We start from the raw sequence: 25,682 nt of genomic DNA on the forward strand, positions 1-25,682 counted from the left end.
CGCTGGAACCGACCGTCCGACCACCGCCCGAGGAGGCCCCACCCGTGACCGCCCGCCATCCCGCCCCGCCGCCGTCCCGGAACCCCGCGTCCGGCACCGCGCCCCGCCCCGCGCCGGGCGCCGCGCGCCCCGGTGCCGCGGCCCGCCCTGGGGCGGCCGCCCCTCTCCCCGGCGGCGACCCCGGCGTGCGCCGCGCCGTCCCGCTCTCCGACACCGACCGCGGGCGGCTGCTCGCCGGGGCGCACCACGACCCGCACGCGCTGCTCGGCGCGCACCCGGTGCCCGGCGGGCTGATGATCCGCGCCCTGCGCCCGCACGCCCGGTCCGTCACCGTGGTGGCGGACGGCCTGCGGGCCCGCCTCCACCCGGAGGGCGACGGCCTCTTCGCCGGCGTCCTGCCGCACGCCGAGATCCCCGACTACCGCCTGGTCATCGACTACGGCGAGACCGTGCTGACCGTCCGGGACCCGTACCGCTTCCTGCCCGCGCTCGGCGAGCTGGACCTGCACCTGTTCGGCGAGGGCCGGCACGAGCAGCTGTGGCAGGCGCTCGGCGCCCGGGTGATGGAGCACCAGGGCGTGGGCGGCACCCGCTTCACCGTCTGGGCCCCCAACGCCCAGGGCGTCCGCGTCGTCGGCGACTTCAACTACTGGGACGGCACCGGCTCCCCCATGCGGTCGCTCGGCTCGTCCGGCGTCTGGGAGCTGTTCCTCCCCGGCCTGGGCGAGGGCGAACTCTACAAATTCGAGATCACCCGCCCGGACGGCTCCAAGACCGTCCGCGCCGACCCGATGGCCCGCCGCACCGAGTGCCCGCCCGCCACCGCCTCCGTCGTGCACACCTCGCACCACGAGTGGCGGGACGGCGACTGGATGGCCCGCCGCGGCGAGCGCCCCGTGCACACGTCCCCCTTCTCCGTCTACGAGGTCCACCTCGCCTCCTGGCGCCCCGGTCTGACGTACCGTCAGCTAGCGGCCCAGCTCCCCGCCTACGTCAAGGACCTCGGCTTCACCCACGTCGAGTTCATGCCGGTCGCCGAGCACCCCTTCGGCGGCTCGTGGGGCTACCAGGTGACCGGCTTCTACGCGCCGACCGCCCGGATGGGCACCCCCGACGACTTCAAGTTCCTCATCGACGCGCTGCACCGGGCCGGGATCGGCGTGCTGATGGACTGGGTGCCGGCGCACTTCCCGCGGGACGACTGGGCGCTGGCGGAGTTCGACGGCCGGCCGCTGTACGAGCCGGGGGACCCGTCGCGGGCCGCGCACCCGGACTGGGGCACCCTGGAGTTCGACTACGGCCGTACCGAGGTGCGGAACTTCCTGGTCGCCAACGCGGTGTACTGGTGCGAGGAGTTCCACATCGACGGACTCCGGGTGGACGCGGTCGCCTCGATGCTCTACCTCGACTACTCCCGCGAGGACGGCAACTGGACCCCGAACGTCCACGGCGGCCGGGAGAACCTCGACGCGGTCGCGTTCCTCCAGGAGATGAACGCCACCGTCTACCGCCGCTGCCCCGGCGTCGTCACCATCGCCGAGGAGTCCACCGCCTGGGACGGCGTCACCCGCGCCACCCACCACGTCGGGCCGGGCGGCTTCGGCGGGCTGGGCTTCGGCCTGAAGTGGAACATGGGCTGGATGCACGACTCGCTCGGCTACGTCGAGAAGGACCCGGTGCACCGCAAGTACCACCACGGCGAGATGACCTTCTCGATGATCTACGCCTACTCCGAGAACTACGTCCTGCCGATCTCGCACGACGAGGTGGTCCACGGCAAGCGCGCGCTGGTCTCGAAGATGCCCGGCGACTGGTGGCAGCAGCGCGCCAACCACCGCGCGTACCTGGGCTTCATGTGGGCCCACCCGGGCAAGCAACTCCTCTTCATGGGCCAGGAGTTCGCCCAGGGCGCCGAATGGGCCGAACGGCACGGCCCCGACTGGTGGCTGCTCGACCCGTCCTACGAGGCCGAGCCGGACCACCGCGGCATCCGCGACCTCGTCCGCGACCTCAACCGCCACTACGCGGCCACCCCCGCCCTCTGGCAGCGCGACACCGACCCGGCCGGCTTCGCCTGGATCGACGCGGACGCGAGCGAGGACAACGTCTTCTCCTTCCTCCGCTTCGCCGCCGACGGCACCCCCCTGATCTCGGTGACCAACTTCTCCCCCGTCGTCCGCCACGAATACCGCCTCGGCGTCCCGCCCACCACCCCCGTCTGGCAGGAACTCCTCAACACCGACGCCCCTCACTACGGCGGCAGCGGCGTCACCAACCCCGACCCCCGCAAAACCGAACCCCTCCCCTGGAACGGCCGCCGCCATTCCCTCACGGTCGTCCTGCCTCCCCTGGCCACGATCTGGCTGACGCCGGCGTGACACCCACGTATGGGAGGGCGGGCACCCGGGGGTGCCCGCCCTCCCGTATACCTGGAGGCCGGCACGGTGCGGTTCGTGTCAGCGCCGTGGCCACCATGCTGTTGCCGGCCGACACCGTCCCGCCGTCACCGGGAGGCACCCCGTATCCCCGCTGACGCGGCGGCCTGGAACGCGTACCTCGCCGAGGGCAATGCCACGCAGGCCCGCAAGCGGGTCGCCGCGGATGTACTGCTGCGCGACCCGTCCGGGCGGGTGCTCCTGGTGAACCCCACGTACAAGCCCGGCTGGGACCTGCCCGGCGGTATGGCGGAGGCGAACGAGTCGCCCGAGGACGCGGTGGGCCGCGAGCTGAGGGAGGAGCTGGGGCTGGCGGTGGTGGTGCGGGGCTGCTGGTGGTGGACTGGGTCGCCCCGCACGGGCCGTGGGACGACCTGATCGCGTTCGTCCTCGACGGCGGGACGCTGTCCCAGGGCCGGGCCGACGGGCTGTCCGAGCCGCCTTCTTCACGGCCGGGGAGGCGGGCGACCGGCTCGGCGACCGGATGCGGCGCCGTTTCGAGGCGGCGGTAGGGGCGCTCGGCACGGGACGGCCGCGGTACCTGCGGGACGGCACACCCGTCGCCTAGGAGGGGCGGGTCGCCCTCGGCGCCCGCCCCTTCCCGCTCTCGGCCGGTGGTGTCAGACCGCCGCGGACGCCTTGGTGGCGTCGGCCGAGTCGGCGGATGCGGGTCCGCTTCCGTGGGCGTCCGCGGTGAGGGTGCGTTCGTCGAAGGGGAGGCGGCCGGAGAGGACTTCGGTGGCGCGGGGGCGGTCGAATTCCTTGGTCCAGGTGCCGATGAGGAGGGTGGCGACGGCGTTGCCGGCGAAGTTGGTCAGGGCGCGGGCCTCGCTCATGAAGCGGTCGATGCCGACGATCAGGCCGACGCCGTCGACGAGTTCGGGGCGGTGGGACTGGAGGCCGCCGGCGAGGGTGGCCAGGCCCGCGCCGGTGACGCCGGCCGCGCCCTTGGAGGCGATGATCATGAAGAGCAGGAGGGAGACCTGCTGGCCGAGGGAGAGCGGCTTGTCCATCGCCTCGGCGATGAAGAGGGAGGCCATGGTCAGGTAGATCGCGGTGCCGTCGAGGTTGAAGCTGTAGCCGGTCGGGACGGTGATGCCGACGACCGGGCGGCTGACGCCCAGGTGCTCCATCTTCGCGATCAGCCGGGGCAGGGCGGACTCGGAGGAGGAGGTGGAGAGGATGAGGAGGAATTCGCGGCCGAGGTACTTCAGCAGCGCGAAGACGCTGATCCCGGCGATCAGGCGGAGCAGCGCGCCGAGCACCACGACGACGAAGAGCAGGCACGTCAGATAGAAGCCGACCATGATGACGGCCAGGGACTTCAGGGCGTCGAGGCCGGTGGCGCCGACGACGGCGGCCATCGCGCCGAACGCGCCGACCGGTGCCGCCCACATGATCATGGAGAGGACGCGGAAGACCAGTTTCTGGACGTGGCCGATCCCGCGCAGTACGGGTTCGCCGGCCGGGCCGAGGGCCTGGAGCCCGAAGCCGACGAGGAGCGCCACCAGCAGGGTCTGGAGGACTTCGCCCTTGGTGAGGGCGGAGACCAGGGTGTCGGGGATGATGCCGAGCAGGAAGTCGGTGGTGGACTGGTGGGCGCCGGCCGTCTGCGCCTGGCCGGCGTGGCGCAGGGCGTCGGTCAGGTGCAGGCCGGAGCCGGGGTGCAGGACGTTGCCGACGAGCAGGCCGATGGCCAGCGCGACGGTGGACATCACCATGAAGTAGCCGAGCGCCAGCCCGCCCACCGCGCCGACCTTGGCCGCTTTGCGGACCGAGCCGACGCCCAGCACGATGGTGCAGAAGATCACCGGCGAGATCATCATCTTGATGAGCGCGACGAAGCCGGTGCCCAGCGGTTTGAGCTGGACGGCGGTGCCGGGCGCGGCCAGGCCGACGGCGATGCCGAGCAGCACCGCGCCGATCACGGCGAGGTAGAGGACATGGGTCCGGTCCCGCTTGGCCGGCGGCGCCTTGTCGGCGGTGCCCCGGGGGGACGGGGTCTGTGCAGCCACGGCTGCCCTGCCTTTCTTACTGGGCCTGCGGTGGTGCGCCGCTTTCGCGGCTCGCGGCGCACAACAGGTCTCGGCGACAACAGGTCCCGGCGACTATGCACGGCGCTGTGGCGCTGGTCACCCTTGCGTACATTTCGTTCACGTAAAAGTGACCGGGCAGACTGTTCCGCATGCGTCTGCCCCGTCCCCGTCCGCCGCGGCGGCTGCCCGGCCCCCGCAGCCTCGCCGGCCAGCTCTTCGCCGTGCAGGTGGTGCTGGTGGCGGCGGTGGTCGCGGTCTGCGCGGTGTTCGCGTACGTCAGCGCCGGGCGGCAGGCGGAGGAGACCGCGCGGCGGCAGGCGACGGCGGCGGCCACCGCGGTCGCCGACTCCCCGGCGGTGGCGGCCGCGGCCCGCGCGCAGGACCCCACCGCCGCGCTGCAGCCGTACTGCGAGCGGCTGCGGCGGGACTCCGGGGTGGACTTCGTCGTGGTGATGGCGCCGGACGGCACCCGCTGGACGCATCCGGAGCCGTCCGCGATCGGCGGGAAGTATCTGGGCCACACCGGCCCGGCGCTGCGCGGCGAGGTCTTCGCGGAGACGCATATGGGCGTGCTGGGCCCGTCGGTGCGGGTCGTCGCGCCGGTCCGCGACCCCGCGCGCGGCGGCCGGATCACCGCGCTGGTCAGCGCCGGGATCACCATCGCCACCATCAGCGAGCAGCTGCGCGACCAGGTGCTGGCGCTGCTGGGGGTGGCCGCGGCGGCGCTGGCGCTGGGCGGGCTGGGCACGTACGTGGTCAACGCCCGGCTGCGCCGGCACACCCACGGGATGAACGCCGCCGAGCTGTCCCGGATGTACGACTACCACGAGGCGGCGCTGCACGCCGTCCGCGAGGGGCTGCTGATGCTGGACGGGGACGGCCGGGTCGCGCTGATCAACGACGGCGGGCGGGAGCTGCTGGGGCTGGCCGGCGACGTGGTGGGCCGGCCGGTGGACGCGCTGGGGCTGCCGGAGCCGCTGACCGGGGCGCTGCGGACGGCCGGGCCGCGCGTGGACGAACTGCATCTGACCGGTGAGCGGGTGCTGGTGGTCAACTCCGCGCCGGTCTCCGGCGGCCGGCACCGCGGCACCGTCGTCACCCTGCGCGATCACACCGAACTCCAGGCGCTGTCCGGGGAGTTGGACTCCGTACGGGGCTTCGCGGAGGCGCTGCGCTCGCAGGCGCACGAGGCGGCCAACCGGCTGCACACCGTGGTCTCGCTGATCGAACTGGGCCGGGCCGAGGAGGCGGTGGAGTTCGCCACCGCCGAGCTGGAGCTGGCGCAGGCGCTGACCGACCGGGTGGTGGGCGCCGTCGCCGAACCGGTGCTGGCCGCGCTGTTGCTGGGCAAGGCGGCGCAGGCCAACGAGCACGGCGGCGAGCTGGTGCTGACCCCCGACAGCCGGATCGACGACGGGGTGATACCGCCCAACCTGCCCGCCCGCGACCTGGTGACGGTCCTCGGCAACCTCATCGACAACGCGCTGGACGCCGCCGCGCAGGGGCACGGCGCGCCGCCGCAGGTGCGGGTCACCGCCCGGGCGGACGGCGGCGAACTGCTGCTGTGCGTCGCCGACAACGGGCCGGGGGTCGCCGCGGACGCCACCGCGGAGGTCTTCCGGCGCGGCTGGAGCACCAAGGAGGCGGCCGGCGGGGGCACCGCCCGGGGGCTGGGCCTGGCGCTGGTCCGGCAGGCGGTGCGCCGCCACGGCGGCACCATCGCGCTGGACCGGGGGCCGGCGGGCGGCGCGCGGTTCACCGTACGGCTGCCGCTGCGGGCGGCGGAGGGGGCGGTGGCCCGGTGAGCGCCGCGGAGGAGGCCGCCGCCATCCGGGTCCTGGTCGTCGAGGACGATCCGGTCGCGGCGGCCGCGCACGCGCTGTACGTGGGGCGGGTGCCCGGCTTCGCGGTGTCCGGGACGGTGCACTCGGTCGCCGGCGCCCGCCGCCACCTGGACCAGCATCCGGTGGACCTGCTGCTGCTCGACCTGTTCCTGCCGGACGGGCACGGGCTCCAGCTGGTGCGGACGCTGCGCGCGGCCGGGCACGGCGCGGACATCGTGGCGGTGACCTCGGCGCGGGATCTGGCGATGGTCCGCGAGGGCGTCTCGCTGGGCGTGGTGCAGTACGTGCTGAAACCGTTCACCTTCGGCACGCTGCGGGACCGGCTGCTGCGCTACGCGGAGTTCCGGGCGGCCAGCGGGGAGGCCAGCGGGCAGGACGAGGTGGACCGGGCGCTGGCCGCGCTGCGCGCCCCGCGGCCGGCCGCGCTGCCGAAGGGGCTGACCCCGGCGACCCTGCGGGCGGTGACCGAGGGGCTGCGGGCGTCCGGCGGCGGGCTGACCGCGGCCCAGGCCGCCGCGCACGTCGGCATCTCCCGGATCACCGCGCGCCGCTATCTGGAGCACCTGGTGGAGTCCGGCCGGGCGGTGCGCGCCCCGCAGTACGGGCAGGTGGGCCGCCCGGAGCTGCGCTACCGGTGGGCGGACGGCGGCGCGCGGGGGGCGGGGGAACGGTGAGCGGCGGGATTTTCCGGGGGCCGGGTCGCCGGCGGGCCGTTTCCGGCGGCGGACGGTGCGCGCCCGCCCGTTACCGGCGCGCCGAATCCCGCACCCCGATTCCCGGGCGGCGAATCCCGGCGGCCCGGATTCGCGTATCGGCGCGGATTTTCGCTTTCTTCGGGAATTACCGTCCGATCGCCTTCGCGGAACGCACCGCATTCCCGGTCCGCGCCCCGGCCCGGCACACCGGCCGCCGGAAGCACGAAACGGCTGGCCAGCGGCGGTTTCGGACGCGGCTTGGCGGGAAAGCTGCGAAAGTTGGCCGGAGGCCACCGAAAGCCCCGTACAATCCTCCAACCAGGAAACTTGGACATCCGTACGATAGGTACGACGCCACCTCGTCACTTACCGTGTGCCGGTGAACACGCACGACGGGGATGCACGCCGGCCCCCTTTCAACGCCGACGCCGCTCGCCGGCTGCGCGAGGCCCTGGGCATGACCCACGCGCATGTCGCCTACGGAATCTGGGCCGCTTATGGAATGCGCCTGGAGCCCGCCACGGTGGCGTCCTGGGAATTGGGGGAAAGCTCCCCCACCGAGGCCGAGTTGACCGCGCTGGCGGGCGCTTTGTGGTGCTCTCCCGCCGAACTCCTCGGCGCCCCCGGCACGCTCCGCGAATTCCGGCTGGCGCTCGGCCTGGCGCCGGACGACCTCGCCCTGCGGGTCGGGATGGACCCGGCCGCGTACGAGCGGCTGGAGGCCGGCGGGCGGTGGTCGGGCTCCGACCGGCAGGCCGCGGCGCTGGCCGAGACGCTGCGGCTGCCGCTGCCCGCCCTGCTCCGCTTCACCGGCCAGGAGGAGCGCCTGGCGGAGCTGCTGACCAGCGCGGCCACCACCCGCTGGCAGGGTTACGTCCGGCCGGTCGGCAAGCTCGTACCGCTGCCCAAGGAGCGGATCCAGGACGCGCTGCAGGCGCTGCACGAGGAGTACCACGCGACCATGACGGCCTCGCTGAGCTGGACCGGCGGGGACGCGTCCGGGGAGGCGGGCAAGGCGGGGCGGGACTTCCTCGACGAGGTGGTGGCCGAATTCTGGCGGCGGGTCGGGGAGACCGGGATCTGAGCGCGGGGGGCTGGGCCTGAGCCCGGGGGGCTGGGCCTGACGCCGGCCACCGGCCCCCGCCCGGCGGTTCCGCGTCGTCCGTGTCGTCCCGTGTCGGTCTGCGGACGGACCGGTGTCCGTCCCGAGGAGGACGCGCGGGCCGGGCGTGGCACTTCCGGCCGGTCCGGCTTTCGGTCCCTGCGGCCGAAGACGGGCCGGTCCGCGGCATCGAGGATGGAAGAGCGTTCGGCGCTCCCTCTTCCCGAGGGGGCGCCGCCGGAACGCTCCCTTCCTCCCGCCCTCCCTCCCTTGGAGTTGTGGTGCCGCACGCCGCCGTCCCCCGTTCCGCCGCCCCCGCCCGCGCCACCGCGGCCGCCGCCGCCCGCGCCACCGACCTCAGCAAGGTCTACGGCCAGGGCGAGACCCGCGTCGTCGCGCTGGACTCCGTCACCGTGGAGTTCGCCCGGGCCCGCTTCACCGCCATCATGGGGCCGTCCGGCTCCGGCAAGTCCACGCTGATGCACTGCATGGCCGGGCTGGACTCGGTGACCGGCGGCTCGGCCCGGATCGGCGACGTCGAGCTGGCCCAGCTGAACGACAAGCAGCTGACCCGGCTGCGCCGCGACCGGATCGGCTTCATCTTCCAGGCGTTCAACCTCCTGCCGACGCTGACCGCGCTGGAGAACATCACGCTGCCGATGGACATCGCCGGCCGCCGCCCGGACCGGGAGTGGGTCTCCCGGGTCGTGGAGACCGTGGGCCTTACGGGCCGGCTGGCGCACCGTCCGGCCCAGCTCTCCGGCGGCCAGCAGCAGCGGGTCGCGGTGGCGCGGGCGCTGGCCGCCCAGCCGGAGATCATCTTCGCGGACGAGCCGACCGGCAACCTCGACTCCCGCTCCGGCGCCGAAGTGCTGGGCTTCCTGCGGGAGTCGGTGCGCGCGATGGACCAGACCGTGGTGATGGTCACCCACGACCCGGTCGCGGCCGGCTACGCGGACCGGGTGGTCTTCCTCGCCGACGGCCGGATCGTGGACGAGCTGTACGAGCCGACCGCGGACGCCGTACTGGACCGGATGCGGCGCTTCGACGCCGCCGGACGGACCAACTAGCCGACTCCCGGCCCCACTTGGGCCCGGTCGTGGCCGACCGGCCGCCGCCCCGCGCCACCGGGCCCCGCCTGACGGGCCCGCCCCTTCGCACCCAGGACTGACACCACCACCATGTTCCGCACCGCTCTGCGCAACCTCCTCGCGCACAAGGCCCGGCTGATGATGACCGCGCTCGCGGTCCTGCTCGGCGTCGCCTTCGTCGCCGGCACCCTGATCTTCAGCGATACCGTCGGCGAGGCCGTCAAGAACGCCTCGGCCCGCAATCTCAAGGACGTCGCCGTCTCCATTCAGGCCATCTCTCCCCCGGACGCGCACGGCGGCCCGGACAAGGACGGCAAGCGCGCCACCGCCCTCGACGACCGGCTGGCGGACCGGATCCGCGCACTGCCCGGCGTCACCGGCGTCCGCGCCGACGTCACCGGCGAGGCCACCCTCGCCGCCCGCGGCGACGGCCACCCGATCGGCAACGGCTGGCAGAACCGCGCCACCAACTACCGGCCCGGACCGGACGGCACCGACCCCCGCTACCCGCTCGTCCGGGGCCGCGGCCCGGCCGGACCGGACGAGATCGCGCTGGCCGAGTCCACCGCGCGGACCGCCGGCTACCGCCTCGGCGACACCGTGCGGCTGGCCACCGACGGCCCGGTGCTGACCAAGAAGCTGGTCGGGATCGTGGCCACCGACGATCCGGCGGTGACCGCGGGCGGCAGCCTGACGCTGTTCGACACCGCCACCGCGCAGCGGATGTTCCTGCACCCGGGCCAGTTCGACGAGCTGGTGGTGGCGGCCGCGCCCGGCACCGACCAGCGGGCGCTGACCGCGCGGGTGCGCGCGCTGCTCCCGGCCGACCGCGCCCAGGCCACCAGCGGCCATGACCTGGCCGCCGAGCAGGCGCGGCTGATCGCCGACCGGAACCGCGCGCTGAGCGGGACCCTGCTGGCCTTCGCCGGCATCGCGCTGTTCGTCGGCGTCTTCATCATCGCCAACACCTTCACCATGCTGGTCTCCCAGCGCACCCGCGAGATCGCGCTGCTGCGCGCGGTGGGCGCCTCGCGCCGCCAGGTGGTGCGCTCGGTGCTGGTCGAGGCGGGGCTGCTGGGGCTGCTGTCCTCGGTCGTCGGCTTCGGGCTGGGCACCGGGATCGCGGTGGGGCTGCGGGCCTTCCTGACGGCCCAGGGTGCCGGGTTCCCGGACGGGCCGGTCGTGATCAGCCCCTCGGCGGTGGCCGCGTCCCTGGCCGTGGGCGTCGGCGTGACGGTGCTGGCCGCCTGGCTGCCGTCCCGCAAGGCCGCGCGGATCGCGCCGGTGGAGGCGCTGAGCACCGTCGACGCGCCGCCGGCCGTCCGGAGCCTGGTCGTCCGCAACGTCCTGGGCGCCCTCCTGACCGCCGCCGGTGTCGCGGTGATGCTGTGGGTCTCCACCCTCAAGGGCGACGACAACATCCCGGTGGCGATGGGCGGTTCGGCGCTGACGCTCACCGGGATGATCGTCCTGGCGCCGCTGCTGTCCCGTCCGCTGGTGTCGCTGGCCGGACTCGTCACCACCCGGCTGTTCGGCGTCGCCGGCAAGCTGGCCAAGGAGAACGCGCTGCGCAATCCGCGCCGGACGGCGGCGACCGGCTCGGCGCTGATGATCGGCCTGACCCTGATCACCGGCCTGACCGTGGCCGGCCACTCGTCGCAGCTGGCGCTGGACCGGATGGCGGCGGCCGGCCTGACCGCCGACTACAAGGTCTCCACCTCGACCGGCACCGGCCTGGACCCGGCGGCGTCGGCGCGGGTGGCCAAGCTCCCGGACGTCGCGGCGGCGGCCCCGGTGCGCGGGGCGGGCTACACCCTCCCGGACGGCGGCAGCGGCCCGGACGGCGGCTTCGGCTACGTCCACGGCACCGACCTGGACCAGATCGCCAAGGTGACCTCGCTGAACGTCACCGACGGCTCGATGGCCGCGGTGCGGTCCGGCGGGATCGCGGTCTCGCAGACCGGCGCCAAGGAGCACGGCTGGCGGGCCGGCCAGACGGTGACCCTGGTCTTCTTCGACAAGAAGCGGGTGGCCGTGCGGGTCGGCGCGGTCTACGCGGACAACCCCGTCCTGGGCGAGTCGTTCGCCGCCACCGCGCTGGTCGATCCGCATCTGGACCGGATCCGGGACGACGAGCTGCTGGTCAAGGTCCGCGACGGCCGGTCGGAGCGGACCGCCGGGGAGATCCGGCGGGCGTTCGGCGACAGCCCGCTGCTGAAGGTGCAGAGCCGCGAGGACCTCCGCAAGGAGACCGCGGGCCAGATCGACACCATGGTCTACATGATCTACGGGCTGCTGGGGATGGCCGTGGTCATCGCGGTGGTCGGGGTGGTCAACACCCTCGCCATGTCGGTGTTCGAGCGGACCCGGGAGATCGGGATGCTGCGCGCCATCGGGCTGGCCCGGGGCGGGGTGAAGCGGATGGTCCGGCTGGAGTCGGTGGTGATCTCGCTGTTCGGCGCGGTGCTGGGCATCGGCGTGGGGATCTTCCTGGCCTGGGCCGGCGGTGAGCTGGTGGCCGCGTCGTTCACCTCGTACCGGATGGTGCTGCCGTGGGACCGGCTCGGGCTGTTCCTGCTGACCGCCCTGGTGGTGGGGGTGCTGGCCGCGCTGTGGCCGGCCCGCCGGGCGGCGCGGCTGAACATGCTGGAGGCGATCGGCGCCCACTGAGGCGGGCACGGGGGGCCGGTCACCGGGCCGGCCCCCCGCCGAGACGCGGACACGAAACGGGCGGCGCGCTCAACAGCGCGCCGCCCGCCGCGTATTGACGAGCCGTCAGGACGCCTGAAAAGCGACCCGGCCCCGCCTTTAGAACACCGACTCCGCCTCGGCCATCCGGCTCGCCGGCACCCGCTTCAGCTCCGTGATCGCGTCGGCCAGCGGCGCCATCACGATGTCGGTGCCGCGCAGCGCGGTCATCTGGCCGAAGTCGCCGCGGTGCGCGGCCTCCACGGCGTGCCAGCCGAAGCGGGTGGCCAGCACCCGGTCGTAGGCGGTGGGGGTGCCGCCGCGCTGGACGTGGCCGAGGATGACCGGGCGGGCCTCCTTGCCCAGGCGCTGCTCCAGCTCGCGGGCGAGCGCGGTGCCGATACCGGAGAACCGCTCGTGGCCGTACTGGTCGATGGCACCCTTCTTGTAGTCCATGGTGCCGGGGCGCGGGTGGGCGCCCTCGGCGACGCAGACCACCGCGAACTTCTTGCCCCGCGCGAACCGCTCCTCCACCATCCGCACCAGGTCGTTGACGTCGAACTCGCGCTCCGGGAGGCAGATGCCGTGCGCACCGCCGGCCATCCCGGACTCCAGGGCGATCCAGCCCGCGTGCCGGCCCATGACCTCCACGACCATCACCCGCTGATGCGATTCGGCGGTGGTCTTCAGGCGGTCGATGGCCTCGGTGGCCACGCCGACGGCGGTGTCGAAGCCGAAGGTGCGGTCGGTGGAGGAGATGTCGTTGTCGATGGTCTTGGGGACGCCGACCACCGGCATACCGGCGTCGGCGAGCATCCGGGCGGCGGTGAGCGTGCCCTCGCCGCCGATCGGGATCAGGACGTCGATCCCGTATTCGCGGGAGAAGTCCTTGGCGCTCTCGCACGCCTCGCGGAGCCGGGCGCGCTCCAGGCGGGCGGAGCCGAGGATGGTGCCGCCGCGGGCGAGGATGCCGCTGACCGCGTCCAGGTCGAGCTTGCGGAAGCGGCCGTCGAGCAGGCCCTTGAAACCGTCCTCGAAGCCGATGACCTCGTCGCCGTGGCCGGTCAGGGCGCGGTGGACGACGGACCGGATCACAGCATTCAGGCCGGGACAGTCGCCGCCCGCGGTGAGGACTCCGATACGCATCGTGCTGTGTCTCCTGTGCTCGCTGTCGGTTCGTGTGAGCCGGTCCGATTGTTTCATGTGCGGCACGGTCCGACCCCGGCCCCGGACGCACACGGGGACCACCCCCCACTGTCCCCGCCCCGGGCGCGCCAGGGAAACTGGGAGAGCGACCTAGCCACCCGCGCAGGTATTGTCAAGAGGGGCAAGCCCACAATAACGGGTAATTTTGACCTTGTGACCAGGGAAATCCCGCGAGCGCGGAGCCTCGCGGCCATCGGAACGGACGGAGTGCACACGTGACGCGCAGCGTGTACGTGACCGGTATCGACCGCGGCGACGGACGCCAGGTCATCGAGCTGGGGGTCATGGAGCTGCTGACCCGCCACGTCGACCGGGTGGGGGTGTTCCGCCCACTGGTCCACGACGGACCCGACCGGCTCTTCGAACTCCTCAAGGCCCGCTACCGCCTCTCCCAGCCCGCCGGGACCGTCCACGGCATCGGCTACGACGAGGCCGCCGCCCTCCAGGCCGAGCGCGGCACCGACGAACTGGTGTCCCTGCTCGTCGACCGCTTCCACGCGGTGGCCCGGGAGTACGAGTACGTCCTCGTGCTCGGCTCGGACTACGCCGCCACCAGCCTCCCGGACGAGCTGGCGCTCAACGCCCGGCTCGCGAACGAGTTCGGCGCCGCGGTGATACCGGTGGTCGGCGGCCAGGGCCAGGAGGCCGAGTCGGTGCGCGCCGAGGCCCGCAACGCCTACCGCGCCTACACCACGCTGGGCTGCGATGTGGTCGCGCTGGTCGTCAACCGCGTCGCCCCGGAGGAGCGCACCGCGATCGTGGAGCGGCTCGCGGCCCGGCTGCCGGTGCCGTGCTACGCGCTCCCGGAGGACGGTTCGCTCTCCGCGCCGACCGTCGGTCAGATCGTCCAGGCGCTGGGCGCCGAGGTGCTGCTCGGGGACGACTCCGGGCTGGCCCGGGACGCCCGCGACTTCGTCTTCGGCGGCGCGATGCTGCCGACCTTCCTCAAGGCGCTCACCCCCGGCTGCATGGTGATCACCCCCGGGGACCGCGCCGACCTCGTCATCGGCTCGCTGGCCGCGCACAGCGCCGGCGCCCCGCCGATCGCCGGTGTGGTGCTCACCCTCGACGAGCGGCCCGGCCCGGACATCATGGCGCTGGCCGCCCGCCTGGCGCCCGGCACGCCGGTGGTCTCCGTACCGGGCGGGTCGTTCCCCACCGCCGCCGAGCTGTTCGCCATCGAGGGCAAGCTGAACGCCGCCTCGCCGCGCAAGGCGGAGACCGCGCTCGGCCTCTTCGAGCGGCACGTGGACACCGCGGAGCTGACCGACCGGATCTCGGTCGCCCGCTCCGGCCGGGTCACGCCGATGATGTTCGAGCACGAGCTGATCGAGCGGTCCCGGTCCGGGCGCCGCCGGGTGGTGCTGCCCGAGGGCACCGAGGAGCGGGTGCTGCGCGCCGCCGACGTGCTGCTGCGCCGCGATGTGTGCGACCTGACGCTGCTGGGCGAGGAGGAGGCGATCCGCAAGCGCGCCGCCGACCTGGCCATCGACCTCGCGGACGCCCAGATCATCGACCCGCAGACCTCCCCGCTGCGCGAGCGGTTCGCCGAGCTGTACGCGACCCTGCGCGCCCACAAGGGCGTCAGCTACGAGCTGGCCTACGACGTGGTCGCCGATGTGTCGTACTTCGGCACGCTGATGGTGCAGGAGGGCCTGGCCGACGGCATGGTCTCCGGCGCGGCGCACTCCACCGCCGCCACCATCCGCCCGGCCTTCGAGATCATCAAGACCAAGCCGGACGCCCAGATCGTCTCGTCGGTCTTCTTCATGTGCCTGGCCGACCGGGTGCTGGTCTACGGCGACTGCGCGGTCAACCCCGACCCGGACGCCGAGCAGCTGGCCGATATCGCCATCCAGTCCGCCGCCACCGCCGCGCAGTTCGGCGTGGAGCCGCGGATCGCGATGCTGTCGTACTCCACCGGCACCTCCGGCTCCGGCGCCGATGTCGACAAGGTCCGCAAGGCCACCGAGATCGTCCGCGAGCGGCGCCCGGACCTGCTGGTCGAGGGCCCGATCCAGTACGACGCGGCGGTGGACGCGGCGGTCGCGGCGACCAAGCTGCCGGACTCCGCCGTGGCCGGCCAGGCCACCGTGCTGATCTTCCCGGACCTCAACACCGGCAACAACACCTACAAGGCCGTCCAGCGCTCGGCGGGCGCGGTGGCGGTCGGCCCGGTGCTGCAGGGCCTGCGCAAGCCGGTCAACGACCTCTCGCGCGGCGCCCTGGTCCAGGACATCGTCAACACCGTGGCGATCACCGCCATCCAGGCCCAGGGCGCGCTGCCCGGCGCCGGCCGCACCGCCTGACCCCTCCCCCCACCCGGAAAGACCCTTCATGACTGCCAACGCCACCCGCGTCCTCGTCCTCAACTCCGGCTCCTCGTCGGTGAAGTACCAGCTGCTCGACATGGCCGGCGGCGCCCGGCTCGCCACCGGCCTGGTCGAGCGGATCGGTGAGGCGACCTCGCGCCTGGCCCACCATCCGCTGGCGGCCGGCGGCGCCACCCGCGAGACCACCGGCCCGATAGCCGACCACGACGCCGCGCTGAAGGCGGTGGCCGGCGAGCTGGCCGCCGACGGGCTGGGCCTCGACTCCCCCGAGCTGGCCGCGATCGGCCACCGGGTGGTGCACGGCGGGCTGAAGTTCACCGCGCCGACCGTCATCGACGACGCGGTGCTCAAGGAGATCGAGCGGCTGGTGCCGGTGGCGCCGCTGCACAACCCGGCGAACATCACCGGTATCCGCACTGCCCAGGCGCTGCGCCCGGACCTCCCGCAGATCGCGGTCTTCGACACCGCCTTCCACACCACGATGCCGGAGCACGCGGCGCGCTACGCGATCGACGTGGCGACCGCCGACGCGCACCGGATCCGCCGCTACGGCTTCCACGGCACCTCGCACGGCTACGTCTCCCGGCGCACCGCCGAGCTGCTGGGCAAGGCGCCGGAGGAGGTCAACGTGATCGTGCTGCACCTGGGCAACGGCGCCTCGGCGTCCGCCGTCCAGGGCGGCCGGTGCGTGGACACCTCGATGGGCCTGACCCCCTTGGAGGGCCTGGTGATGGGTACCCGTTCGGGTGATATCGACCCGGCGGTGACCTTCCACCTGGAGCGGGTCGCCGGGATGTCCACCGACGAGATCGACGAACTGCTGAACAAGAAGAGCGGGCTGCTCGGGCTGTGCGGCGACAACGACATGCGGGAGATCCGGCGGCGGATCGACGAGGGCGACGAGCGGGCCGCGCTCGCCTTCGACATCTACATCCACCGGCTGAAGAAGTACATCGGCGCCTACTACGCGGTGCTCGGCAGGGTCGACGCGGTCGCCTTCACCGCGGGCGTCGGCGAGAACGCCGCGCCGGTGCGGGCCGCCGCCATCGCCGGCCTGGAGGAGCTGGGCCTGGCGGTGGACGCGTCGCTGAACGCCGAGCGGTCCGGCGAGCCCCGGCTGATCTCGCCCGAATACGCGCGGGTCGCGGTCGCCGTGGTCCCCACCGACGAGGAACTGGAGATCGCCCGGCAGACATACGCCCTGGTCAACGCCTGACAGCTAGGTCTTCCACCAGCTGGAATATTCCGCTGCGAAACAAACCCGATAGGATCCAGCCATGCGCCGTTCCAAAATCGTCTGCACCCTGGGCCCCGCCGTCGACTCCTACGACCAGCTGAAGACGCTGATCGAGGCCGGCATGAACGTGGCCCGTTTCAACATGAGCCACGGGAGCCACTCGGAGCACGAGGAGCGGTACCACCGCCTCCGCAAGGCCGCCGAGGAGACCGGCCGCGCCGTCGGCGTGCTGGCCGACCTCCAGGGCCCGAAGATCCGCCTGGAGACCTTCGCGGAGGGCCCGGTCGAGCTGGTCCGCGGCGACGAGTTCGTCATCACCACCGAGGACGTGCCCGGCGACAAGCACATCTGCGGCACCACCTACAAGGGCCTGCCCGGCGACGTCTCCAAGGGCGACCCGGTCCTGATCAACGACGGCAACGTCGCCCTCCAGGTCGTCGAGGTGGACGGCCCGCGGGTGCGCACCATCGTCATCGAGGGCGGGGTCATCTCCGACCACAAGGGCATCAACCTCCCCGGTGCCGCGGTCAACGTCCCGGCGCTGTCCGAGAAGGACATCGAGGACCTGAAGTTCGCCCTGCACATGGGCTGCGACATGGTCGCGCTGTCCTTCGTCCGCGACGCCAAGGACGTCCACGACGTGCACCGCGTCATGGACGAGGTGGGCCGCCGGGTCCCGGTCATCGCCAAGGTGGAGAAGCCGCAGGCGGTCGCCAACATGGCGGAGGTCGTGATGGCCTTCGACGCGGTGATGGTGGCGCGCGGCGACCTGGCGGTGGAGTACCCGCTGGAGAAGGTCCCGATGGTGCAGAAGCGCCTGGTGGAGATGTGCCGCCGGAACGCCAAGCCGGTGATCGTGGCGACCCAGATGATGGAGTCGATGATCACCAACTCCCGGCCGACCCGCGCCGAGGCGTCCGACGTCGCCAACGCCATCCTCGACGGCGCCGACGCGGTGATGCTCTCCGCGGAGTCCTCGGTGGGCCAGTACCCGATCGAGACCGTCAAGACCATGTCGAAGATCGTCGAGGCGGCCGAGCAGGAGCTGCTGTCCAAGGGCCTGCAGCCGCTGGTGCCCGGCAAGAAGCCGCGTACGCAGGGCGGTGCGGTGGCCCGCGCGGCCTGCGAGATGGCCGACTTCCTGGACGGCAAGGCGCTGGTGGCGTTCACCAAGTCCGGTGACACCGCCCGCCGGCTCTCCCGCTACCGCGCCGCGCAGCCGATCCTGGCCTTCACCACCGATGTCGCCACCCGCAACCAGCTCACGCTGAGCTGGGGCGTGGACGCCTTCGTCGTCCCGCACGTGGACAACACCGACGCGATGGTCGAGCTGGTCGACGCCGAGCTGCTCAAGCTCCAGCGCTACAACCCCGGCGACACCATGATCATCACCGCCGGTTCGCCCCCCGGCGTCCCCGGCACCACCAACATGGTGCGGGTGCACCACCTCGGCAACGAGCGCGCCTGACGCGCGGCTCGGCCGGACGGCCAAAACGGCGGGGGGGCGCCCCCCCCCGGGGGGGGGGGGGCCCCCCCCCCCTTTTTGCCCGGGACGTGCAGGGTGCCGCCGAACTGGCCCGCCTGGTCCAGCTTCACCTTGCTGAAGTAGGCGAACGGGACGTTGATCGGCGGCGGGTGCTCCGGGTCGAAGACGATCGGGATCAGCCCGAAGAGGTTGCCCTGGAGCCGCTCGGTGTAGAGCGTCACCTTGCCGCCGCGGATGGTGGACGTGGAGCCCGGCGTGGACCGCACGTGGTAGTGCTTGCCGGACGCCGGGTCGTCCACGATCTGGTGCAGATCGGCGATGTCGATGGAGTCCGCGGTGAACTTCAGGGCCTGCTTGGTGTGGCCGTTCTGCGTCATGACGTTGACGACGCCCGCGTAGTCCAGGCCGCGCAGGGTCAGCCCGGTGGACTCCAGGTGCCAGGGGAGGTCCGCGAGGGTGACCGGCGTCTGCTCGTCCTTGCCGGCCTGCTTGTTCTCGACGACGCAGGGGTAGCCGGGCTTGCCGCTGGCGTCCTTGCCGTCCAGGCCGCCGCCGGGGAGATTGCCGTCGACCGTGCCGACGGCGCCGTGCACGGTGTCGTTGACCGTCTTCGACGGGTCCTTCAGGCCCCGGTCCACGGTGCCGAGCACGTCCTTGACGGGCGAGCTGCCGGCGTCCTTCCCGGAGTCGCCGGGCGCCGCGGAGTCCTTGGCGGCCTCGTCCTTGCCGCCGGTGTCCTTGGAGGCCGTGTCCTTGGAGGCCGTGGCGGACGGTGACGGGCTCGGCGTGGCGGACGGCGACGGGGTGTCCTTGTGCACGCCGAAGAGGCCGCCGAGCGCGTCGCCGATCCCGCCGAGCAGGCCGTCGTGCTTCTCGGGCGTGGCCGAGGCGGACGGCGAGGGCGTCGCGGACGCGGACGGGGTGGCGGACGGAGTACCGCTGTCGGCGGCGTCCTTCGAGGCCGAGGGCGACGGGGTGGCGGAGGGGTCCGCGGAGGGAGAGCCGTCCTTGGCGTCCTTCGCGTCGCCGTCCTTGCCCTTGGCGTCCTTGGCGTCCTTGTCCTTGGCGTCCTTGGCGTCCTTGTTGTCCTTGGCGTCCTTGCTCTTGGCGTCGTGGCCGGAGGTGTCCGGCGCGCTGACGCACGGGCCGCCCCGGAACGGGCTCTCCGGCGGCGCCGGCTTGGCGATCGCCATCTGGGGCGTGAGCCCCATGCCCATGAGGACGGCGGACGGCATCGCCGCGATGGCGATCGCCTTGCCCGCGGGCATGTGCAGCCGCGTCAGCAGCGGCTTCCTGGGCGCCGCGTGCCGGGGCCCGCTCGTCCGGCCGGCCGCGTTCTCCTCGGGCCGCTCGTCACCCGGCACGGTGCCTCCCGTTGCTTCCGTTGGTCGGGAACGTTCCTGACACGCCGCCCGGTCCGTCGCCCGCCCCGGGACCGCCGGCCGGCGGCGCGGGGCTGGTGGCGACCACCGGCCCGACGATCCGGTCGGGATCCTCGTCCGCCCCGGCGGTCCGCACGGGAGTCCCCGGCGCCCACGAGACGCTCAGCGCGCCGCCGATCAGCCCCATCAGGAAGCCGACCACGAAGCCGCCGAAGTTCGAGACGACGAGCGAGACCAGGGCGAGCAGGATCGCCGCGACACCGGCGAAGACCCGCGAGGCCGGCTGGAACCACATGGTCAGGCCCAGCACCACCAGCAGCACGCCGATGATCAGCGAACCGGCGCCGGCCGTGGTCGCCATCCGGATGGTGAGGGACCCCAGGGTCAGATGGGCATAGGGGAAGTACATGATCGGGAGGCCGGCCAGCAGCGTCAGCAGCCCGCCCCAGAACGGCCGTTGGCCGCGCCACTGGCGGAACGCCTGCCGCTTCCGGCCGCGAGCCTGGCCCGGCTGTGATTGCGTTGCAGCGCTCATGCGCCGGCCTCCCTACGGTCGGCGGGCCGGGAGTTCTCGCTCCGCTCGCTCATGTCGTACGGCTCCTCGGGACTGGCACATCGGTGGTTCTGTGGGTACGTCGTGACGCTGCCCGGCGTACGGGCACGGGGCAACGGCCGGTGGGCCGCGCGACTCGCCCCCGCGCCCGCACGCCTAAGCCGTCAGTAGCACTCGTACTTCTTGCCCGAGCCCTTGCTGACGTTCATCTGCAGGCCGCTGAGCTCGAACGTGCCGGCGGTGGTGGCCCAGGCGCGCTGCTCGACGTTGCTCAGCTCGACCGACTTGGCCTCCTGGGCGAAGGAGCCGGGGTCGGTCTTGTCGCCCGGCTTGATCCCGGGGCCCAGCTTGGAGGAGCCGGCCGCGACACCGATGTTGATGTCGTGGAAAGTGGCGTCCGCCTTCAGGTGGTCCAGGTCGATGTAGAGGTTCTTGGCCTGGACCGGCGTTTCGCCGCCACCCGCCTCAAGCTTCATCGTCACGTCGCCGAAGACCGGGACGGGGACGACGACGGACTGGCACAGGTTGTGGATCGTGGCGCGGCCGAACGCCGACACCGCCACCGGGACGTTCTTACCGTCCTTCTGGGCGTCAACCGCACCGTACTGGACGAACTCGTGGCCCTCCAGGCTGGACGTTCTCACCTTGAACTGCTGGCCGGACACGGCGAACGACGCCGCCAGGGCACCCTGCGAAAGGGCGACGCCGATCGCGGCGGTGGCCGCGACGCTCGGCACCATGACGACGGCGAACCGCTTCCATCTGGTCCCGCCGCGAGTCAGGGACTCCATGACTTTCCTCCTTCTCGGACGTACATCTCCGGTACGTGCCGCGCCCGTTGGGCAGGCCGCACCTGGGATGGGAGAAGTGCTACGTCCTCGGGAAGGAGAGCGCCCGTCTCGGAGGCACTGTGTGTTTCCGAATACCGGCGATCACCCCCGAGCGACAACCACTGGCCACGCTCTCGCGCAACCTCACCGGACAGGCCCTGCCGTCGGGGCAGAGACCCCCCTGTCCACGGCCGGCGCCACTGCCGCCGGCCCACTCGGTGGGGACCCCTTCGAAACCCGCGGCGCCGACCGGCTGCCGGGCTGCGGGAAGGGACCGAGCGTGGCCGATCGTCGTCCATTCGCGGCCGCCGCACAAGGCCCTCGTTACTTGCGGGTAACGGACCGATAACCGCCCCGCGACGCACAGAGATCACCCGCGCACCGAGCGTCGCCGTTAACGCGGACCGAACAAGGGGCAATTCACAACAGAAGCCGACAGGTTGGGTGTTGAGGCTTACTCCAAGTAACAGCGGCCACGTTTACCAAGTTTCGGTAAAACGTGGCCGCCGTTCCGTTTGCCGGTGGTGCCGTTCGAACGCCGCCGCGGGGCAGATCCGGGCAGGAGGGAAAAGGGCCCGGAAAGCGCGCCGGCCGGGGCGGGACGCTCGGAAGTCCCTCAGAACAGGACGCGCGCCAGGGCCGTCCGCGCCTTCGTCACGCGCGGGTCGTCCGCGCCGATCACCTCGAAGAGTTCCAGCAGCCGCACCCGGGCGGCCTCGCGGTCGTCCCCGGCGGTGCGCTGCACGGTGTCGACCAGCCGCCCGAAGGCGTCCTCGACATGACCGCCCACCAGATCGAGGTCGGCGGCGGCGATCTGGGCGCGGACGTCGGCGGGGTTCTCGGCGGCCGCGGTGCGCACCGCCTGCGGGTCCAGGTCCTGCACCCGCTCGAGGAGTTCGGCCTGGGCGAGGCCGAGCTTGGCCTCGGGGTTGGCCGGGTCGTCGGAGAGGACGTTGCGGTAGGCGCGGATGGCGCCGCCGAGGTCGCCGGCGTCCAGCGCGTCGGCCGCCGCGGTCAGCGCCGCGTCGTACGGGCCGGCCGGCTGCGGAGCGGGGGCGGCGTCCGGCCCGGCCGCCGCCGGGTCCACCGGCGCGCCCACGATGCCGAACTGCTGCTCGGCGACCTGCACCAGCTGGTCCAGCACCTGCCGCAGCTGCGCCTCGGGGACCGCGCCCTGGAAGAGCGGGATCGGCTGGCCCGCGACCACCGCGAACACCGCCGGGATGCCCTGCACCCCGAACTGCTGGAACAGCATCTGGTTGGCGTCGACGTCGATCTTGGCGAGGAGGAACTTGCCGGCGTACTCCGCCGCGAGGCGCTCCAGCAGCGGGCCGAGCTGCTTGCACGGCTGGCACCACTCGGCCCAGAAGTCGATGACGACCGGCACCTCGGTGGACCGCTGCAGGACCTCCTGCTGGAACCCGGCCTCGTCGACGTCGAACACCAGGCGGGTGGCCCCGGCCGGCGCCGCGCCCGTACGGGCCGCGTCGGCGCGCGCCTGCTCGGCCTTCTGCTTCGCTTCCCCGGCCGCCTTCACCGCGGCGAGGTCGACGACTCCACTCATGGACATGTTGCGTGGCTGCATGGGTCCATCCTCCCCCCTGAGCGGCTCGTTCCGGAAAGCGATCCGGAAAGCGGGCGCCGCGTCCGTCCGTACGCCCGCCGGCTGGGGCGTACGCGAGGACCGGTGCCCGGTGCACGGGCCGTTCGCGGGCCCGTCGCGCGGCCACGGGTCCCCACCCGCGGCCAAGTGGCTGTCGCTCTTTCGCTACGGGTCGTAGCGTAACTCGGCGGCGCCCCCGGACGGCACCCGCTCCCCGGCCCGCGGCGGGTGATCTCCCTCACGGAAAAGCCTGCCGACGGGCCGGCGCCCGTAGTCCTACCGGCCGGTATGGTCGCCCGCATGCACGACTCCGCCTGCTCCCGGAAGGGCCGCCCGGGCCGCCCCCGCAGCGCCGAGACCGATCACGCGATCCTCGACGCCACCCGCGCCGCGCTCGTCGACGTCGGCTGGAGCGGACTGACCATGGGCGAGGTCGCGGCCCGCGCCGGGGTCGCCAAGACCACCCTCTACCGCCGCTGGGCCGGCAAGAGCGAACTGGTCGTGGACGCCGTCGCGGTCCTCTTCGACGAGCTGGAACTCCCCGACCGCGGCTGCCTCCGGGCCGATATCGAGGGCGTGGTGCTCCAGTTCGGCGCGCTGCTGGCCCGGCCCGAGACCAAGACCGCGCTGATGGCGGTGGTCGCCGAGTCCACCACCGACGACGCGCTGCGCGAACGCATCCGCTGCGCCATCGTCGAGCGGCAGAAGCGGCTGGTGCTGCTGGGCCGGTCGCGCGCCCAGCAGCGCGGCGAACTCCCGCCGGACGCCGGCGGACCGGAGGGCGCGCGGGCCGCCGAGGGCTCCGTGGGCCTGATCTTCGACGTGATCGCCGGGGCCGTGGTGCACCGGCTGCTGGTCAGCGCCGAACCGGTCGACGCCGGCTGGGCCCGCCGCTTCACCACTCTGCTGCTGGCGGGCCTGGCCGGCCTGGAGCCCTGACGTCAGACCTGGTAGCGGTCCGCGCGGAAGAGGTGCACGTTCTCCGCCACCCACTCCGACGTCCGCGCCAGGCCCTCCTTGAGCGATACCCGCGGCTGCCATCCGGCCCACTCCCGGGCCCGGGAGTTGTCCGACAGCAGCCGCTCCACCTCGCTGCCGGACGGCCGCAGCCGGTCCGCGTCCACCACCACCTCGGCGTCCCGCCCGGAGGCCGCGATCAGCGCCTCGGCCAGTGCCCCGATCGAGATCTCCCGGCCGCTGCCGAGGTTGACGACCTGCCCCAGCGCCCGGTCGCAGCCGGCCAGCGCCAGGAAGCCGGCCGCGGTGTCGGTGACGAAGGTGAAGTCCCGGGTCGGGGTGAGCGAGCCCAGCTTGATCTGCCGGGCGCCGGCGTGGAGTTGGGCCAGGATCGTCGGGATCACCGCGCGGGCGGACTGCCGCGGCCCGTAGGTGTTGAACGGCCGCACCACCGTCACCGGCAGCTCGAAGGCGTGCCAGTGCGACAGCGCCATCATGTCCGCGCCGATCTTCGAGGCGGAGTACGGGGACTGCGGCTGGAGCGGGTGCTCCTCGCTGATCGGCGCGGTGAGCGCGGTCCCGTACACCTCGCTGGTGGAGGTGTGCACCATCCGCCGCACACCGTGCCGGCGGCACGCCTCGGCGACGTTCTCGGTGCCCACGACGTTGGTCTGCACGTACGCGCCCGGCGAGTCGTAGCTGTACGGGATGCCGATCAGCGCGGCGAGGTGGAAGACGGTGTCGCAGCCGGCGACCGCGTCCATCACCCGGCCGGCGTCCCGGACGTCGCCGGCGACCATCTCGACCGGCCCGCCCGGCTCCAGATAGCGGGCCAGATTCCCCTTCTCCGCGTACGGCTTGTAGTGGACGAAGGCGCGGACCTCGGCGCCGGCGGCGACCAGCAGGTCGACCAGCGCCGATCCGATGAACCCCTCGGCGCCGGTGACCAGGACCTTCCGGCCGGCCCAGGAGAGGGACGGGGTGGACGGGGTGCTGTGCGTGCTCATGCTGACTCCTTCAGGGGGTGGCGACGTGCGAGTTGGCCTTCGGGTGGCCGGCCAGCGCCAGGGTGCGGGCGGCCAGCAGGTCGGCGGCCTGCGCGTGCGTACCGGGGTCGGCCGCGCCGCCCATCGCGGCCAGCCGGTCCGGATCGGACAGCAGCGGGACGACCAGCGCGTCCAGCCGCTCGGCGGTGGCCTCCGCGTCCGGCAGCAGCAGCGCCGCGCCGGCGTCGGAGAGCACCCGGGCGTTGTGCGTCTGGTGGTCGCCGGGCGCGTGCGGGTACGGGACCAGCACCGCCGGCATCCCGGTGGCGGCCAGTTCGGCGACGGTCGCCGATCCGGCCCGGCAGACCACCAGGTCGGCCGCCGCGTACGCCAGGTCCATCCGGTCCAGGTACGGGACCGCCTCGGCGACCGCGGCCCCGCCGTTCGCGGCGAGCGCGGCGCGGGCCGCGTCCAGGGCCGCCGGGCCGGTCTTGATCAGCAGCCGCAGGTCGGTGCGGTCCCGGTGCCGGCCGGCCAGGCCGATGGCGGCCTCGGTGAGCCGGGCGGCGCCCAGGCTGCCGCCGTTGACCAGCAGCAGCCGGGCGCCCTCGGGGACGCCCAGGGCCCGCCGGGCGGCCGGCCGCCGCGCCGTCCGGTCCAGGCCGGCCAGCGGCCCGGCCAGCGGCATACCGACCGTCTCGGCCCGTTCGCCGCCCACCAGATGGGGGCGGCTGCGGTCGAAGGCGAGGGCGATGTGCGGGGTGAGCCGGGCGGCGAACCGGTTGGCCCGCCCGGGCACCGCGTTGGACTCGTGGATCAGGCTCGGCAGCCCCGCCAGCCGCGCCCCGACGATCACCGGGGCGCTCGGGTAGCCGCCCATGCCGACCGCGACCTGGGCGCCCTGCGCCCGCAGGATCGCCCGGCACTGGGCGCCGGACCGCAGCAGCGCGGCCGGCAGCAGATAGCGCCGGGCGCCCAGCGCCGGGTCGAACGGGATCATGTCGACGGTGTGGAGCCGGTAGCCGGCCTCCGGGATCAGCCGGGTCTCCAGCCCGCGCTCGGTCCCGACGAAGGAGACCACGGCGTCCGGTACGGCCCGGCGCAGCGCGTCGGCGAGGGCGAGTCCGGGGTAGATGTGGCCGCCGGTGCCGCCCGCACCGATCACGACCGAGAGTGGTGTGCGCATGGCCGCCACGCTCGTCCGCCGCCTTAAGAACG

The 25,682-nt window shown here is 73.3% G+C and carries 18 protein-coding genes and 1 pseudogene; 11 read left to right on the plus strand and 8 right to left on the minus strand.

Annotation, left to right across the window (positions count from 1 at the left end):
- The first annotated feature begins 2 nt into the window (after positions 1-2).
- Positions 3-2,378 carry a 1,4-alpha-glucan branching enzyme gene (glgB, locus tag ADL22_RS29370; protein ID WP_420711610.1) on the plus strand — a complete coding sequence of 792 codons (2,376 nt, stop codon included), beginning with the start codon at positions 3-5 and terminating at the stop codon, positions 2,376-2,378.
- A gap of 144 nt (positions 2,379-2,522) precedes the next feature.
- Positions 2,523-3,003: pseudogene (locus tag ADL22_RS29375) on the plus strand (NUDIX domain-containing protein).
- A gap of 52 nt (positions 3,004-3,055) precedes the next feature.
- On the opposite strand, the gene ADL22_RS29380 reads toward ADL22_RS29375, so the two are convergent.
- On the minus strand, positions 3,056-4,450 hold the full coding sequence (locus ADL22_RS29380) for a cation:dicarboxylate symporter family transporter (RefSeq protein ID WP_066986549.1): 1,395 nt from the start codon (positions 4,448-4,450) through the stop codon (positions 3,056-3,058).
- Positions 4,451-4,620: 170 nt separating this feature from the next.
- On the opposite strand from ADL22_RS29380, the gene ADL22_RS29385 reads away from it, so the two are divergent.
- The 5 genes from ADL22_RS29385 to ADL22_RS29405 all read left to right on the plus strand — a co-directional run bounded on the left by ADL22_RS29385 (position 4,621) and on the right by ADL22_RS29405 (position 11,873).
- Complete coding sequence (locus ADL22_RS29385) at positions 4,621-6,276, plus strand: ATP-binding protein (RefSeq protein ID WP_066986553.1); 1,656 nt, start codon at positions 4,621-4,623, stop codon at positions 6,274-6,276.
- On the plus strand, positions 6,273-6,989 hold the full coding sequence (locus ADL22_RS29390; RefSeq protein ID WP_066986556.1) for a response regulator: 717 nt from the start codon (positions 6,273-6,275) through the stop codon (positions 6,987-6,989). Before ADL22_RS29385 ends, ADL22_RS29390 begins: the two co-directional genes overlap by 4 nt.
- 394 nt (positions 6,990-7,383) lie before the next feature.
- Positions 7,384-8,094, plus strand: a complete 711-nt coding sequence (locus ADL22_RS29395) for a helix-turn-helix domain-containing protein (protein WP_066986559.1) — start codon at positions 7,384-7,386, stop codon at positions 8,092-8,094.
- 299 nt (positions 8,095-8,393) lie between these two features.
- Complete coding sequence (locus tag ADL22_RS29400; protein ID WP_066986562.1) at positions 8,394-9,182, plus strand: ABC transporter ATP-binding protein; 789 nt, start codon at positions 8,394-8,396, stop codon at positions 9,180-9,182.
- A gap of 111 nt (positions 9,183-9,293) precedes the next feature.
- A complete protein-coding gene (locus ADL22_RS29405; RefSeq protein WP_066986565.1) occupies positions 9,294-11,873 on the plus strand; it encodes an ABC transporter permease in 2,580 nt (859 codons plus the stop codon).
- Between the two features lie 138 nt (positions 11,874-12,011).
- On the opposite strand, the gene ADL22_RS29410 is transcribed toward ADL22_RS29405, so the two are convergent.
- Positions 12,012-13,037, minus strand: a complete 1,026-nt coding sequence (locus ADL22_RS29410) for an ATP-dependent 6-phosphofructokinase (RefSeq protein ID WP_066986568.1) — start codon at positions 13,035-13,037, stop codon at positions 12,012-12,014.
- A gap of 275 nt (positions 13,038-13,312) precedes the next feature.
- Between ADL22_RS29410 and pta the strand changes: the two genes are divergently transcribed.
- From pta to pyk, 3 genes are all read left to right on the plus strand, one after another.
- Positions 13,313-15,406 carry a phosphate acetyltransferase gene (gene pta, locus ADL22_RS29415; RefSeq protein ID WP_066986571.1) on the plus strand — a complete coding sequence of 698 codons (2,094 nt, stop codon included), beginning with the start codon at positions 13,313-13,315 and terminating at the stop codon, positions 15,404-15,406.
- A 28-nt stretch (positions 15,407-15,434) separates the two neighbouring features.
- Positions 15,435-16,646 carry an acetate kinase gene (locus ADL22_RS29420; protein WP_066986574.1) on the plus strand — a complete coding sequence of 404 codons (1,212 nt, stop codon included), beginning with the start codon at positions 15,435-15,437 and terminating at the stop codon, positions 16,644-16,646.
- A 61-nt stretch (positions 16,647-16,707) separates the two neighbouring features.
- Positions 16,708-18,135 carry a pyruvate kinase gene (pyk, locus tag ADL22_RS29425; protein WP_066986577.1) on the plus strand — a complete coding sequence of 476 codons (1,428 nt, stop codon included), beginning with the start codon at positions 16,708-16,710 and terminating at the stop codon, positions 18,133-18,135.
- On the opposite strand, the gene ADL22_RS34295 is transcribed toward pyk, so the two are convergent.
- From ADL22_RS34295 to ADL22_RS29445, 4 genes are all read right to left on the minus strand, one after another.
- Positions 18,030-19,517 carry a hypothetical protein gene (locus ADL22_RS34295; RefSeq protein WP_234430902.1) on the minus strand — a complete coding sequence of 496 codons (1,488 nt, stop codon included), beginning with the start codon at positions 19,515-19,517 and terminating at the stop codon, positions 18,030-18,032. The genes pyk and ADL22_RS34295 overlap by 106 nt on opposite strands.
- Positions 19,507-20,070 carry a DUF6114 domain-containing protein gene (locus ADL22_RS29435; RefSeq protein WP_066986583.1) on the minus strand — a complete coding sequence of 188 codons (564 nt, stop codon included), beginning with the start codon at positions 20,068-20,070 and terminating at the stop codon, positions 19,507-19,509. The genes ADL22_RS34295 and ADL22_RS29435 overlap by 11 nt, the downstream gene beginning before the upstream one ends.
- Before the next feature lie 182 nt (positions 20,071-20,252).
- Positions 20,253-20,879, minus strand: coding sequence for a DUF6230 family protein (locus ADL22_RS29440; protein ID WP_066986586.1), 627 nt, complete (start codon positions 20,877-20,879; stop codon positions 20,253-20,255).
- A 655-nt stretch (positions 20,880-21,534) separates the two neighbouring features.
- Positions 21,535-22,503, minus strand: a complete 969-nt coding sequence (locus ADL22_RS29445; RefSeq protein WP_066986589.1) for a tetratricopeptide repeat protein — start codon at positions 22,501-22,503, stop codon at positions 21,535-21,537.
- Positions 22,504-22,821: 318 nt separating this feature from the next.
- Between ADL22_RS29445 and ADL22_RS29450 the strand changes: the two genes are divergently transcribed.
- Complete coding sequence (locus tag ADL22_RS29450) at positions 22,822-23,460, plus strand: TetR/AcrR family transcriptional regulator (protein ID WP_234430903.1); 639 nt, start codon at positions 22,822-22,824, stop codon at positions 23,458-23,460.
- Positions 23,461-23,462: 2 nt separating this feature from the next.
- On the opposite strand, the gene ADL22_RS29455 is transcribed toward ADL22_RS29450, so the two are convergent.
- Positions 23,463-24,485, minus strand: coding sequence for an SDR family NAD(P)-dependent oxidoreductase (locus ADL22_RS29455; RefSeq protein WP_066986594.1), 1,023 nt, complete (start codon positions 24,483-24,485; stop codon positions 23,463-23,465).
- A 10-nt stretch (positions 24,486-24,495) separates the two neighbouring features.
- Entirely contained in the window at positions 24,496-25,650 is a 1,155-nt protein-coding gene (locus ADL22_RS29460) for a UDP-N-acetylglucosamine--N-acetylmuramyl-(pentapeptide) pyrophosphoryl-undecaprenol N-acetylglucosamine transferase (RefSeq protein ID WP_066986597.1), read from the minus strand.
- Positions 25,651-25,682 lie beyond the last annotated feature (32 nt).

Source organism: Streptomyces sp. NRRL F-4489, from assembly GCF_001509485.1.
In the GTDB taxonomy this organism is placed as follows: Bacteria; Actinomycetota; Actinomycetes; order Streptomycetales; family Streptomycetaceae; genus Streptomyces.

What these genes read in the sequence shown, in the direction of transcription:
- pyk (WP_066986577.1), top strand. Translation starts at nt 16,708, where the DNA reads ATGCGCCGTTCCAAAATCGTCTGCACCCTGGGCCCCGCCGTCGACTCC.
- ADL22_RS29445 (WP_066986589.1), bottom strand. Translation starts at nt 22,503, where the DNA reads ATGCAGCCACGCAACATGTCCATGAGTGGAGTCGTCGACCTCGCCGCG.
- ADL22_RS29410 (WP_066986568.1), bottom strand. Translation starts at nt 13,037, where the DNA reads ATGCGTATCGGAGTCCTCACCGCGGGCGGCGACTGTCCCGGCCTGAAT.
- ADL22_RS29460 (WP_066986597.1), bottom strand. Translation starts at nt 25,650, where the DNA reads ATGCGCACACCACTCTCGGTCGTGATCGGTGCGGGCGGCACCGGCGGC.
- ADL22_RS29450 (WP_234430903.1), top strand. Translation starts at nt 22,822, where the DNA reads ATGCACGACTCCGCCTGCTCCCGGAAGGGCCGCCCGGGCCGCCCCCGC.
- ADL22_RS29405 (WP_066986565.1), top strand. Translation starts at nt 9,294, where the DNA reads ATGTTCCGCACCGCTCTGCGCAACCTCCTCGCGCACAAGGCCCGGCTG.
- ADL22_RS29435 (WP_066986583.1), bottom strand. Translation starts at nt 20,070, where the DNA reads ATGAGCGCTGCAACGCAATCACAGCCGGGCCAGGCTCGCGGCCGGAAG.
- ADL22_RS29455 (WP_066986594.1), bottom strand. Translation starts at nt 24,485, where the DNA reads ATGAGCACGCACAGCACCCCGTCCACCCCGTCCCTCTCCTGGGCCGGC.
- ADL22_RS29440 (WP_066986586.1), bottom strand. Translation starts at nt 20,879, where the DNA reads ATGGAGTCCCTGACTCGCGGCGGGACCAGATGGAAGCGGTTCGCCGTC.
- ADL22_RS29385 (WP_066986553.1), top strand. Translation starts at nt 4,621, where the DNA reads ATGCGTCTGCCCCGTCCCCGTCCGCCGCGGCGGCTGCCCGGCCCCCGC.
- ADL22_RS29420 (WP_066986574.1), top strand. Translation starts at nt 15,435, where the DNA reads ATGACTGCCAACGCCACCCGCGTCCTCGTCCTCAACTCCGGCTCCTCG.